This is a genomic window from Xenorhabdus hominickii (assembly GCF_002632725.1).
GTDB classification, from domain to species: domain Bacteria; phylum Pseudomonadota; class Gammaproteobacteria; order Enterobacterales; family Enterobacteriaceae; genus Xenorhabdus; species Xenorhabdus hominickii.
The window spans coordinates 1-12382 of sequence record NZ_NJAI01000005.1; the positions used below are offsets into that span (position 1 = coordinate 1).

At 44.7% G+C, this 12382-nt stretch carries 21 protein-coding genes and 1 tRNA gene; 10 read left to right on the top strand and 12 right to left on the bottom strand.

The genetic code is table 11. From position 1 onward, the window contains the following. Positions 1–133 precede the first annotated feature (133 nt). The 12 genes from Xhom_RS14905 to Xhom_RS14955 form a co-directional block, all read right to left on the bottom strand. On the bottom strand, positions 134–745 hold the full coding sequence (locus tag Xhom_RS14905) for a beta clamp domain-containing protein (protein ID WP_069318212.1): 612 nt from the start codon (positions 743–745) through the stop codon (positions 134–136). Continuing rightward, a complete protein-coding gene (locus tag Xhom_RS14910; RefSeq protein WP_069318213.1) occupies positions 742–987 on the bottom strand; it encodes a hypothetical protein in 246 nt (81 codons plus the stop codon). Before Xhom_RS14910 ends, Xhom_RS14905 begins: the two co-directional genes overlap by 4 nt. Positions 988–997: 10 nt before the next feature. Beyond that, entirely contained in the window at positions 998–1786 is a 789-nt protein-coding gene (locus Xhom_RS14915) for an ORF6N domain-containing protein (protein WP_069318214.1), read from the bottom strand. Continuing rightward, a complete protein-coding gene (locus Xhom_RS14920) occupies positions 1786–2004 on the bottom strand; it encodes a hypothetical protein (protein WP_069315732.1) in 219 nt (72 codons plus the stop codon). Before Xhom_RS14920 ends, Xhom_RS14915 begins: the two co-directional genes overlap by 1 nt. Then, positions 2004–2225 (bottom strand): ANR family transcriptional regulator, encoded by a 222-nt coding sequence (locus Xhom_RS14925; protein ID WP_069318215.1) that lies wholly within the window; start codon positions 2223–2225, stop codon positions 2004–2006. Before Xhom_RS14925 ends, Xhom_RS14920 begins: the two co-directional genes overlap by 1 nt. After that, positions 2222–2548 (bottom strand): hypothetical protein, encoded by a 327-nt coding sequence (locus Xhom_RS14930; RefSeq protein WP_069318216.1) that lies wholly within the window; start codon positions 2546–2548, stop codon positions 2222–2224. The genes Xhom_RS14925 and Xhom_RS14930 overlap by 4 nt, the downstream gene beginning before the upstream one ends. Before the next feature lie 73 nt (positions 2549–2621). After that, positions 2622–3038, bottom strand: a complete 417-nt coding sequence (locus Xhom_RS14935) for a hypothetical protein (protein ID WP_069318217.1) — start codon at positions 3036–3038, stop codon at positions 2622–2624. Next, entirely contained in the window at positions 3025–3378 is a 354-nt protein-coding gene (locus Xhom_RS14940; protein WP_069318218.1) for a hypothetical protein, read from the bottom strand. Before Xhom_RS14940 ends, Xhom_RS14935 begins: the two co-directional genes overlap by 14 nt. After that, entirely contained in the window at positions 3375–3746 is a 372-nt protein-coding gene (locus Xhom_RS14945; RefSeq protein WP_069318219.1) for a hypothetical protein, read from the bottom strand. The genes Xhom_RS14940 and Xhom_RS14945 overlap by 4 nt, the downstream gene beginning before the upstream one ends. Positions 3747–3779: 33 nt before the next feature. Beyond that, positions 3780–3941 (bottom strand): host cell division inhibitor Icd-like protein, encoded by a 162-nt coding sequence (locus Xhom_RS45965; protein WP_145957466.1) that lies wholly within the window; start codon positions 3939–3941, stop codon positions 3780–3782. Positions 3942–4005: 64 nt separating this feature from the next. After that, positions 4006–4329, bottom strand: a complete 324-nt coding sequence (locus tag Xhom_RS14950; RefSeq protein ID WP_069318220.1) for a transcriptional antitermination N peptide — start codon at positions 4327–4329, stop codon at positions 4006–4008. Positions 4330–4772: 443 nt separating this feature from the next. Continuing rightward, entirely contained in the window at positions 4773–5243 is a 471-nt protein-coding gene (locus Xhom_RS14955) for a helix-turn-helix domain-containing protein (protein WP_069318221.1), read from the bottom strand. A gap of 102 nt (positions 5244–5345) precedes the next feature. Here Xhom_RS14955 and Xhom_RS14960 point away from each other — a divergent pair, with 102 nt between their 5' ends. The 10 genes from Xhom_RS14960 to Xhom_RS15005 form a co-directional block, all read left to right on the top strand. Further along, on the top strand, positions 5346–5537 hold the full coding sequence (locus tag Xhom_RS14960; RefSeq protein ID WP_069318222.1) for a Cro/CI family transcriptional regulator: 192 nt from the start codon (positions 5346–5348) through the stop codon (positions 5535–5537). 189 nt (positions 5538–5726) lie between these two features. Further along, a complete protein-coding gene (locus Xhom_RS14965) occupies positions 5727–6068 on the top strand; it encodes a hypothetical protein (protein ID WP_145957467.1) in 342 nt (113 codons plus the stop codon). Between the two features lie 173 nt (positions 6069–6241). After that, on the top strand, positions 6242–7117 hold the full coding sequence (locus tag Xhom_RS14970) for a hypothetical protein (RefSeq protein ID WP_069318224.1): 876 nt from the start codon (positions 6242–6244) through the stop codon (positions 7115–7117). A gap of 4 nt (positions 7118–7121) precedes the next feature. Further along, positions 7122–8732 carry a DEAD/DEAH box helicase gene (locus Xhom_RS14975; RefSeq protein ID WP_069318225.1) on the top strand — a complete coding sequence of 537 codons (1611 nt, stop codon included), beginning with the start codon at positions 7122–7124 and terminating at the stop codon, positions 8730–8732. Next, entirely contained in the window at positions 8729–9709 is a 981-nt protein-coding gene (locus Xhom_RS14980) for a DUF7146 domain-containing protein (RefSeq protein ID WP_069318226.1), read from the top strand. Before Xhom_RS14975 ends, Xhom_RS14980 begins: the two co-directional genes overlap by 4 nt. A gap of 2 nt (positions 9710–9711) precedes the next feature. Further along, positions 9712–10491 carry an antitermination protein Q gene (locus tag Xhom_RS14985; RefSeq protein ID WP_069318227.1) on the top strand — a complete coding sequence of 260 codons (780 nt, stop codon included), beginning with the start codon at positions 9712–9714 and terminating at the stop codon, positions 10489–10491. 139 nt (positions 10492–10630) lie between these two features. Continuing rightward, complete coding sequence (locus Xhom_RS14990) at positions 10631–10945, top strand: hypothetical protein (protein WP_069318228.1); 315 nt, start codon at positions 10631–10633, stop codon at positions 10943–10945. Positions 10946–11018: 73 nt separating this feature from the next. Beyond that, positions 11019–11255 carry a hypothetical protein gene (locus Xhom_RS14995; RefSeq protein ID WP_069318229.1) on the top strand — a complete coding sequence of 79 codons (237 nt, stop codon included), beginning with the start codon at positions 11019–11021 and terminating at the stop codon, positions 11253–11255. 68 nt (positions 11256–11323) lie between these two features. After that, positions 11324–11399, top strand: a tRNA-Phe gene (locus tag Xhom_RS15000). Between the two features lie 137 nt (positions 11400–11536). Further along, a partial coding sequence (locus Xhom_RS15005; RefSeq protein WP_420855266.1) for a site-specific DNA-methyltransferase occupies positions 11537–12382 on the top strand: 846 nt, incomplete at its 3' end.

Sequence of the window (12382 nt, forward strand, 5' to 3'; positions counted from 1 at the left end):
GCAGATGCCCTCATGAATATGTTGGTTACGTCTCATGCGGTGGATAATCCGCTGCGTGTGATCCCTGCCGTCGTCAATGTGGAATGTGGCCTTAACAAGCACATCGTCAATATCTGCCCGCTGGCGATGTTCCTCAGTCACGGTCTGCCTCCAGTTCTCTGACTTTCTGTTCGCCTATCTCAAGAGCGTTTTCCCTGCAAGGCATGACCACAAAAACAGGATTGCCATAGAGTTTGTTAACATCGGCATCAAACCGAAACAGACAACCACTTTCCATGCCGGAAGGTTCGATTTTTACCGCCATCGCTTCATCAAACATTTTGGCGGGATAGGCCAGATATTTAGCCAGAAGGGGCGGAACAACATTTTGTTTCTCTGTCGGGATAATCCTGTTCAAATCAGGGAATCTGCCATGAATAATTTCCAGATGAGTAAGCCCTTCAATTTTGTCTTCTTCTTTGAAATGTACGGCTCTCGCTTTTTCACCTAACTGAATCTCAGTCATTACTGCTTTTTCCGGAATATTTCCCCAGAACTGGATAACCAGATCAGTATCAGTGGCATCGTCATCGGAGAAGATACTGTTCTCTTCCGTGAGTTCCATGCGAACAGCAACATGTCCGTTAGTGGCTTCGAGGTGCTGTCGGGTGATATGTACCCCGGTTAATCCGGGGTGTTTCTTTGTTTGCTCTCCTTTGGCGATACAAACCAAGGCAGCGCGTAACAAATCAGAAGCAATGATCATGACTTCACCTCCGATGTGTCTGAGCATTGGTTTAAGGCAGTAATTGTTTTTTCGCTGAACGCCTCCGGCATCACAGAGAAGAGGGAGTGATGGGTTGAGGTCAGTCGATCATCGGTAAGTGCCGCCTGTGATTTTGCGATAGCCTCCAATGCATCATGAGCCTCCATAGAAATTCGCAGTGTGTGGCGATGTCCGCACAAGTAATCACCTAAATAGGTCACAATGTATTTTGTCTGTTCCATTTTCATCACCTCACTTTTTGCCAAACAGTTTCTTGAGATCCACACCGTGTACCGCCAGCCATGCTTCGGCAGGCCATGACTTAACATGTCCATATCGGGTGTCAGGAACCTTCACCGCTTCGATGTTGTTTTCCTTGCACCATTTGCGGAGTGGGGCGTACTGGTATTCTTTTTCTGTGGCGTTCTGCACCGCCGTAACCGTGGCGTGTTTTGTGCTTTCGCCCAGGCGTTCTTCCAGTTCTCGGCATTTGCGGGCGGCGGCACTGAGTTTGCCGAGGGCCTGAGCTTCACGACTGCGACTGATCTGTGATTTGGTGCGGCGAGCTTCATCACGTTCTTGAGTAATGACGACCTTTTCTTTTTCAGTTGTCAGCAATGCTTCCAGAGCTGCAATGTAATCACCGGGTAAAGCGGGGGGATTGGTTGCGGGTTTTTTCTGGTGAAAGTAAGCTGATTCCATTTTTTCAAAGAAAGACCATGCCTCGTCGGTATCAACGATTTTCGACATACGAGCAGCGCCTTTTTCAGTCCATAGAATCTGCTGACTTGTATGTTTACTAACCAACCCGATGTTATCGGGTACCTTCTTAAACTGACGTAATTCATCCCCTTCGAGCTTGAAATAATGGACGCCATCAATAAACCGTGACTTGTTGTTCAAGAGATTGTCTTGAATATTTTTTGCACTAGCACCATACCCAGCCGCCAGCGTTTCAGTGGTAACGACACGAACACCTTGCCATTCGATCACTGGCAGCTTGTTTGAATCGATAGTAATCAATTCGTTTTTCTTGCTCATTATTCTGCTTCCTTAAGTTCAATCTTCATTTTCTTTGCATGACGTCGCATGGCTCTATTAAGTGGTACTCTTAGGAATTCGCCTTCTGTTGAGAAATTGGCGATATATTTTTTTGAATTTAAATAATCACGTTCTTCGTCTTTTCCTAAACGCATTCCTTGAGGGATGGTCATTCCCATAAATCCTTGCTGAGTTTTACTTCTTTTTATTTTCGCCATCACAATCCCTCCCGAAGAGTTATTTTTGCTTTGCTATAGCCGGTATGTAATAAATGCCTTTTTTCGTTATGTTCCTGACGATATTCAGACCATAATTGAGCATTAATACTGGTGGCTACACTTCTGGCTTTTCCCCAATATGAAGCGGCAAGGTCATACTTCTCTTCTTTTTCCATCTGAATTGCTGTATTAGCAATATCTAAATAGGTTTCATTTTTCATTTTATTGGCTCCGTTTTCTTGGCAATGATTTTTAATATCTCACGCATAAATTCATTACCTTCTGCGGTTAAATTTCCGAATTTGGTAATGAAGCTGTCATATGTATTTATAAGTTCATGTAATTTATGTTGATGCTCGTCTAGTCCATCTTCAAAGAACTTAATTAAAGCGAGAATCAATATTTCCTCATCTAAGTCCAGCCTACAATTAGTTCCATTCACTTTAACTATTACAGAATGGCAACCATGTTTCTTTTGTAATGAATCCAATTTGGCGTGAATAAATGCCTTTCGCTTTCTTTCAAGCAAAGTTAATTGTGTCATTTTATATTTCCCGTTTTCAGAGCGAACGAGTCCCCAGCAATGGCGCTGTAATTAAAACGTGTTTATTGTTTTATTATTTTGATTGCAATTGGAAAAGTTTATTTCCTATAGCTATTAATTCATCTTGGGTTTTTCTGTGTTTTTCTATCGCCTTTATGTGTTCCTTTTTAAGTCGAGCAATTTTTCTTACCTGCCTAATATCTGCTTTCAGTTCTTCCAGTACCTGAGCATGTCGTTCTATAAACTCAGGGCGCATTTTCCCATTGCGCAATGCAGAAGTGCCGTCTTCCTGAATGACTTCTTCGGCAGGGAAGTTACTTGGTCTGCCTTCTTCATTAAACTGCTTTTGCGCCCGCACGTAAGTCAGTTTATTCAGTGCGCCTTTCTCACTCAGATAAGTCTTGCCGGAACCGCGAACGACATAGACTTCACGCGTTTCAATTTGGATATCTTGGTTGGTTGCGGTTTCGATGGGTTTAAGTATTTTCATGGTTATTCCTTATTGATTGAATTATTTTTTCTTCTTTTTTTATTTGTTTTCTTTCTCTTAATTCATGCCTTGCATTGACATTATTTTCATACTCAGCCTCGATAATAAGAGGCAATATAGAAAACAGTCGTGATAATCTATCAAGATCAGTCATTGCATCATCAGAAGAGTATTCTTCACTATTAGCCGCTGCATTAGCTAAGTTAGCAATAGACTTCATTCCATTTGTTATTGAGTAAATGACCTCATCGCTTGATGATGCCAAAAACTGTAGGTCGCTATCACTCATTTCATTTATTCGAATATTACTAACGCTAGTATGACGGTAAATATTATTCATGAATATTCAACTCCTCGGACTCGTGCTATTTCTTTGCCTATATTAAATACTGCGGCCAATGCAATACTAAGTAATTGTGCACCGGACAGACTTTTATCCGTATCCATTAATAAAGAAACATATGTTCTTAGACTTTCTATTTCACTCGCAACGCCTTCCAATTCATCGAATGCCTGATTATCTGACGTGATATATTCTTTATTTATATCCCTTAACCGTTGGGCTAAATCACAAGTTTGACGATGTACGCCACGACACATTAAATAAGCATCCAGTTCAGCTTCATTTTGAGTTGCAGACACTACGGGAAATATTGAGGCTTCAATTTCTTCTGCAATTTCGACGGCTGCTTGTAGTTTATTGTTCATGTTTAATTCCCCTCAGAATTAATATTATTTATCTCAGTTACGATTAACTATTTGACCCATCCAACCTAAAATTACATATGTAGGAGCTAATAACCTTTTTGCTTCCTGCTCATTAGTTGCCTGAGCTTTAATACATATAGGTCGCCTTTGTTTCATGTTGGAGCGCTCTATTGCGCCGAAGATAAAGGTTTTCATGATTACCTTTTATTGAATGCGGAGTAATTTTTTCAATTCAAGATTATCTTTAATAAAGAAAACATCACACTCTGGCAGTAATTCCGCTTGATTCCAGACGACGGCGGGATTTGGTTTTGGTTGAATAGAGTGCTGCATTGGGAAGACAGCAGTTATTGAAATTATCGTAATTTGGAGTAGTTTGAACTGAAATTGCTTTATTAACACGATCCATTGCTTTTCTGTTCAGTGATAATACTGGTCGTGTTGGTATTGTCATTTCTTCAGGATTGAGAGCAGTCTTTAACGCCATATTGATGGCTTTATCCTTGTTATATGCCTCTTGTTGCTCCTTTCTACGCTCATGCCTTCTTTTTCTTGCATTGTTGTAGCCATGAAAGTTGTGCATATCATCCCCCTTAGTTGATTTGTGATTGAGTAGTCTTCACGTCTCAGTCAGTAACCAACTGGTAAGAATGGTGCGCTTTTTCAGCGCTGTCTGTTAAGGAGCGGTGGTGCTTCATCTTTGGCTGTGTGCCTTGAATGCTTTTATTATCACTTTTAGTAATATGCTAGTCAACACTATTGGTAATATTATTTTATCACCAATAGTGATACTATTGATTAATAAAGAAATAAATTTTTAGAATGGATGGATATTGTGACTTACATCACTGACTGGTGTTTTACTGTTCGACTTGACTGATAGTTATGTAGGGAAAGAGCACAAAAAAGCCCTCGCAGGGAGGGCTGGTGAGATTCTGATAGTAGGCCGCGAGGTGCGGCCTATATAAAATTTATGACGTGGTTAACATTTCAAATAGTGATTGTTTACTATTGATATATGTTTTGCTAACTTGCTTTAATGCCGCGTTTTGCCATCATCTCAGCGAAAATCGCATTAAAATGATTTGATCTTGCTTTCATTTCACGCAAAAACCGCTCTGCTTCTTCGGAAGGTAAGTTATCAAACAGTGTTAATAGCTCTTTCTGTTGTTTCGTTAACTGGTTGTTGGCTGGCTTCACTGCTTCAATACGTTCGCTCAATGCATGAACGTATTGAGCCATCTCGACAATTTCTGCTGCTAAAGATGGGCTAAAATCATCTACTGTAATCTCCAGAATTTCAGCGAATTTAGCTGCATGAGATACACTGATAGCATTATTCGCATTTAATAGCTGCGCAACAGCACTCTGCCCCATTACTAGCTTCTCAGCCAGCACCTCTTGAGACAGTCCTAACTCTTTTTTCTTTGCCTCATATATTGCTTTGAGGCGGTTTGCGTCCGATATTTGCTCGTCGCTCAATGGGATCTTCTTCATTACTAGATTCTATAACTTAAAGTCATAATTACCAATCACCGTTAGTGTTGACTATTATATTACTATAAGTGATACTTGTGTCGATCTTAATAGGAGGATGACATGGAAAAAATTCCGTTATCAGATTTTGTATTCCAAAAAGGGCAGGAGGAAGCCGCCTCCCTGTTTGGAATTAATCAAAGCGCCATCAGTAAAGCTCTCTCAGTCGGGAGAAAAATTACTGTTATTGTCCACCTTGATGGGCGAGTTGAAGCGGAAGAGCTAAAACCATTCCCAGCTCATCGTCGTGGATAGTATCTCAATTTAAATTACTGCTCTTTAACATCTCTGTGCTGAAAAAGCACACCTACCAAATAACATCATCTATCTCAGGATAGATGACAATTCTGTATTTTTGTTAAACAAAACTTAATCAAAATCTGACCTCAGTAATTTTGCGTATCGAACACGTCCGTTCGGCACGTAGAAAGGCCAATTCCAATCGTGAATATACACCCAACCCACAACGTAACAATGCCCGAAATTTATCATCCGGGTGATGCGGAATGGATTCAAAAGATGCTTTCCGCCATGAACTCAACCACAAGGGAATACGCGAGGGATAAATACGCTTACGTCTACAAACTTAGGCGGGATGAAGATCCTGTGCCGCATCGCAGGGATAACACCGGCGCTAGGGCTGCTAACACATGGCTTCGATTGTTCTTCAAGAAAAATTACAGATCTATGAAAGGTTATACCGAAGAGCCGTTGTTAGCCCCGAAAGCACAGCCAGAGGACAAGCCCAAATCAGGAAACGCTTTAGGGCAAGGAGCCAGCCAGTAACACCGAAAATGGCTGTGTCTTCTGGCTGTGGAACGGAGGTTAGGGGATCACTAGGGCTGAACATGAAAAAACAGCCAAGTGAGAATAATTATCAAAATGGGGAAAAGCCAAAAAAATTGGCAGTCACGAAAAGTACTAAATATGTACCCCCCTATTTTTTTGGATAAATAAGAATGAATCTCAATAAGAAAGCAGAAGAAATCATCGCAAAACACAAAAAATTAATTGCATGGAAACCAGCAAAAGCTGTTGCCGCACTGGTGAAAATCGGAATGAGCGAGAGCGAAGCAAAGGAGTTTGTGAATAAAAACTCACCAGAAAGGAAGCCGCACAAGCCCCACAATAGCCACGCAAAGCCCGTGAATCTGGAAGCGCTGAGCACTCACTACATTGTGGTCGGTGATTACGATTTGCTGGGCCTGAAACATCAGGATGCACTGATTGCTGCCATCCGAAATGGCAAAGGGAAGAGTTCATGGCGTGATGAATCAATGGCGGTAACCCTGTTCGGATTAGTCAAGGCCTACCCGATCATCACCACAGCCGAAGTAAACAAATTCCTCAACCGGGGCGCATTCATCGACAGCATTCCACTGTTCATTGACGGGGAGGTGATCGAAGGTGAAGCGATGCCATCAGCGAATAACGAGAGCGTAAAAGACGTTTTTCGTGCGGTTAAGCAACTGAAAAAAATCACTGAGCACTTAGCGGATACTGGCACATTGACGCTCAATAAATACCTTGATCGTGTCCCTACCGATGAAGACGTTAAACGCGCCGTTGGCATTGTCGCACCAGCAATAACAAACCCGCACTTCCATAAAATCGATTATGCGCGCCAATACAACGATATGCCTGTAGACGCTCACGCCGAAGACAGCAAACGGATTATCAATGAGTGGAAAAACGAACTGAAAATCAAAGGAGGCAAGAAACCGAACAGCGAAACTTTGGCGAGTGCGACTGATTCGGATCTTGCAACAGGCACTAACGAAGAGTTACCTGCACAAAAGTATCGCACGGGAACTCAGGAAAATAAACAGGGGTGACGTCATGCTAGAAATTACCCCCAACTTTGCACAGGAACGCGGCTTAAGCCTGTTGCGTCAGAACTGGAAACAGCACCGTACCTTCATGGTGTACAGTCCAACGGGATCAGGCAAGACAGGCTTGGCGGCTTTCATCACTGACGGTTATGTATCCCGTGAAATGCGTGTGATGTTCTGCGTGCCTTATACGATCCTCGTAGACCAGACGGCAACAAAGTTTGCAGAGTATGGTTTACCGGAACACGAAATCAGTTACGTGTGGTGCGACCATCCCAATTATGACCCAACCCGGTTAATTCAGATTGCCTCAGCCGACACCATTATCCGCCGTGAGTTTCCCGACAATATCGATTTACTGATTATTGATGAGGCGCACTTACGCCGTAAGCGGATGCTGGAAATTATCCGTGACAGTGACATTCCGGTGATCGGATTATCGGGCACACCTTTTTCCCCGTTCCTTGGGGCTTACTACGAAAAGCTGATTAAGCCGACCACCATGAAAGAGCTGATTCAGCGTGGAGATCTGAGCAAGTACGAATTCTATGCGCCCACCAAACCCGACTTAAGCGGCGTAAAAAGCAATCAAAGTGCTGAATACGGCAGTGATTATAAAGAAGATGAGATTGCCGAAATCATGTGCGGCGCAGATTTGGTGGGCGATATCGTCAGTAACTGGTTAGCAAATGGCAATAACCAGCCGACCATCTGCTTTTGTGTCACCGTCAGCCATGCCAACTTTGTGACCGTGGAGTTTAATCGCGCAGGGATCAATGCCGAAATCATTACAGCGCAGACCTCCCACGAAGAACGCCAGATTATGATTCACCGCTTTGAACAAGGCGCGACCAAGGTTTTAGTGAACGTGGGATGTCTTTTGGCTGGGTTCGATAGCGATGTCCGCTGCATTATCTACGCGAGACCCACAAAGTCTGAAATCCGATGGGCTCAGGCGCTAGGTAGGGGCCTGCGTACTGCTCCGGGCAAAGAAGCCTGCCTTATCTTCGATCACTCCGGCACCGTTCACCGACTCGGCTACCCTGACGATATCGAATATGACGAGCTGCCCCGCAAGCATGACGGCATGAAGTCCAGTTCCAGTTACCGGGAGCAGGAGAAGCGGGAAAAGTTACCCAAAGAATGCCCGTCCTGCCATTACATGAAGCCCGCCGGGGTTTACGTCTGCCCGAAATGCGACTTTAAGCCGTTGGTAGGGGAAGACATTGATGTCGATACCAGCCGCACTATCCAGAAGCTCAGCAAGAAAGAACGCATCTACACCCAGACCGAAAAGCAGAGTTTCTATTCCCAGTTGAAGTACTACCAAAATCAGCGGGCTTCACAAGGCAAGACCGTCAGTGATGGTTGGGTATCCAATACATTTAAAGACAAGTTCGGCATCTGGCCTCGCGGGTTCCATGATACCCCACAGGAACTGACCCCCGAAGTGAACAATTTCATCAAGCACAAGCAAATTGCTTTTGCTAAATCCCGCAAGAAGTCGGAACCGTCCAGTAACGAACAGCAGGAAATGCGCCTTGAAGTAGCCCACCAAAAGGTGCGCGATATCCGTGACCCGTTATCCATTCAGTCCTCTCAGGGAGGCACACGATGAACACAATCAATACGGCCGAGGCGGTTATTGGGCACTGGCCTAAAGTTTTCGAATACTACGGCCTGCCTCCCGTGACAGGCAGGAAACACTTTAAAGGGAAGTGCCCAATCTGTAAGCAAAAGGGCAAATTCCGCATTGATGACCGTGACGGGCGCGGAACATTCATCTGTACCTGCAATGCCGGTGATGGCTGGGCACTCCTCAGATTGACTCAGGGGAAAGAATTCAAAGTGTTGGCCGATGAGATTGATCAGTTACTGGGTATTCAGCGTGAAAACGGGGTACCGAAGCCCAAGGTGAGTACCGTCGCGGATAAGCGCCAGAAGATGATCGCCCACTACTCACGCATGCCGGAACTGAAAGGCACCTCGGCGGAAAGATACCTCCAGCACCGGGGAATTTACAGCCATCACCCGATTGAACAAATCCGCTTCTGTGAAAAGCAGCCGACCTACCAAGGGGATTATCAGGCAATGTGGGCACTGGCGACAGACTCACGCGGCCAGTTGTGTTACCTGCACCGAACCTATCTGGACGGGGAGAAAAAAGCCCCGCTGGAGGTCACCAGAAAGATGATGTCACTTCAGGAAGAGACTTATCTTGATCATGCTCAATCCGTGGCAATCCGTTTGTTTCCGGTAGCTTCCACGCTGGGCATTGCCGAGGGGATTGAGACCGCCTTGTCCTGTAAGCAGATCTACAAGGTGAATACGTGGTCAACCATGAACGCCGGGCATATGGCGAAATTTATCGCCCCGCGTGGTGTTAAGCACCTCATTATTTTTGCAGATAACGACTGGAGCGCCACCGGGGAAGCGGCCGCCTATGCCTGTGCCAATAAAAACCTGAAAGCCAATAATGACATAGAGCGTGTCAGTGTGAGATGGCCCGACCTCGGGGATTTTAACGACCTGCTCCAGCAAGGTTGTCAAGCCAGAGAACGGGAATTTGTGAAAAAGCAGCAGGAGACAGCATAACAATGAAACTGGAATCAGCATTAAAACACTTTCACCCGAAGTCTCCGACATTTAGTGATACGTCAACCAGTACCGCACCGGACAGAATGAAAGGCATGGATACCGCGGCGGCTTTAGGGATGGCTGAATCACAGGCCAAGTTCGGCATGGCGGCATTTTTCGCCAAGAATGATGTCAGTGAAGAAGACAAGTTCAGCACCGTAGAGGCGTTGACCCGATACGCAAGACGAACTGTCCCTAAACTGATATCGAAGGCCACAGGGAATAAATTGGGGCAGTGTCTGGTGATCTTATCCAAGATGGCCTTTGAGGATTACGCCCGTTCAGCCGCGTCAATCTGTCAGTGTTCGGAATGCAAAGGAAAGGGGCTGATCTACGGGATGAAGGAGGTTGAGAAGCATCCCGGCATTACTCGTGCCGATGGCGTGGTGATTATCGAGCCGTGGATTAAAACGGAGCAAGTGGGTGAGCTTTGCCAGAAATGTAACGGGAAAGGCGTTCTGTCAAATCGCTGTCGTTGCAAAGGGCGAGGATTGGTACTTGATGAGGAAAAGACGGCATTGCAGGGTGTGCCGGTTCATAAAATCTGCCCTCGGTGCTCTGGGCGGGGTTACAGCAAAGTGCCCTCGTCAGTGGCTTATACAGCAATCAAGGCGCTTATTCCTGAGTTGACTCAATCGTCATGGTCTCGCAACTGGAAACCCTTTTATGAAAAGCTTGTGGGTAAGTGCTACACCGAAGAAAGCCATGCGGAAGCTGCATTTAGCAAGGTGACAAAATAAACTGTTTATGTCATCGACAATATTTGCATTTTGCATAAAGTTGGCGTACCATCTTCAAATAGTGGGAACTTGTAACTATACTCACTACGAATATTTAAGACCTCGCCTCGGCGGGGTTTTTTGCTTTCTGGGGGAATGAATGTCTGCACCAATCACCGAATCTTTAGTTATCCGTCCTGCATCTGAACAACCCACGCCGGATATGAATGGCAAAGAGGTACTGGTCTTGAATCCTTGCGATGGCTGGCACATTGGGTATGTCAATTTCTGGGATGGGGAATACAGCGGTATCTACCGATGGATAGGTGAGGAGTTTGAGCCTCGGTACTTTTATGTCGCTTGGGCATTACTGCCAGATGGCTTGAAAATCGGCGATGCCTTCGAAGACCAGAGCGCGACACCGGAAGAACATGATCGTTACTGGGCAGCAAGAAAGATGCCGAACGGGAAATAGCATTCCACCGTCGTAAATCCAACCACCTAAGAATCCTAGGTAGTTCAAAATCCCAGACTTGCGGGATATTTAGATGAATATTTCAATGCAGCGAATAGACGAAATGGCTGAAGAAATTATTTCTGAGCTTTTTGCAGACGGTAAAACTCCAATGGAACAATTTGGTATTAATTGGAAGCAGGCTGAACGCTTAGACTCACGAAACGAGGTTCAACTCGATCATGGTCGGTCAACACCTATATCACTATTAAATCAATATGTTATATGTGATTTTGGGTGGCGTGGTCAACACCTCGATCCCCCTAGATAACTCAACCTGTCGGTCAGACCGACTAGTTAAAATTCAAGGCTGCGCATGGCGTGGCTTTTTTCATTTCTGGAACTTTGGCGTAGAGGGTTCGCGCGGATGCCTGAAGAGCATTAGGACTCGGTTCGATTCCGAGAGGTTCCACCAAATTATCGAAGGTCGCTGAGGCGGCCTTTTTCGTATCTGCAATCCTAACTATTTGATATTCATTCGATGCCGGAATTCCGATATCGGAACCATCCCAGTTTTGCACAGTGGCAATAAATGGAACTCCTCTGATGACCATTGAAAACATCACCCTGAACCCCCCGGAGTCTAAGAGCGCGGGTATCACGCAAAAAAATATCGCTCAACTTAAGCAGCTTTTCCCTGAAGTATTCTCGGAAGGAAAAATCGACTTTGACGCCTTAAAAGCGGTGCTGGGTGAGGCCGTTGATGATTCAGACGAGCGCTATAGCTTCACTTGGCAGGGTAAGGCGCGTGCCCGTCAGATTGCCCAGACGCCATCAACCGGTACGCTACGTCCATGCAAGGAAGAGAGTGTGAATTGGGATACGACCGAAAACCTGTTTATTGAAGGCGACAATCTTGACGTGCTTAAGTTGCTGCAAAAGTCTTATCACAAAAAGATAAAGATGATCTATATCGACCCGCCCTATAACACCGGCAAGGATTTTATCTATAACGACAGGTTCAATGATACATCGGGTCGGCGTCATACAAATTGGCTGAATATGATATTTCCACGGCTGCTCGTGGCTAAAAACTTACTGCATCCGGAAGGAATGATCGCTATCTCTATCGATGATAATGAAGTCTTTAATTTAGTGAAGGTGTGTGAAGAAATATTTGGCTACGATGCCATTAAAATCATTGCGGTTAAAATGAGTGAAGCCAGTGGCCTGAAAATGACCAGCGTCAAAAAACGGGGCACCATTCCAAAGTTAAAAGAATATATCATGGTGATAAAACCGAGTGGTATCAATAATATTGAATTTACCCCCATAAAGAAACCTATCTGGGACCCGGCGTATAATATCTATTTGGATAATTTTAGCCGGGAGCACAGGGATTTTTATGATGCGATAAAAGAGTCGGAATATCTTAGTGATGAGCAGTTAAATAAACTG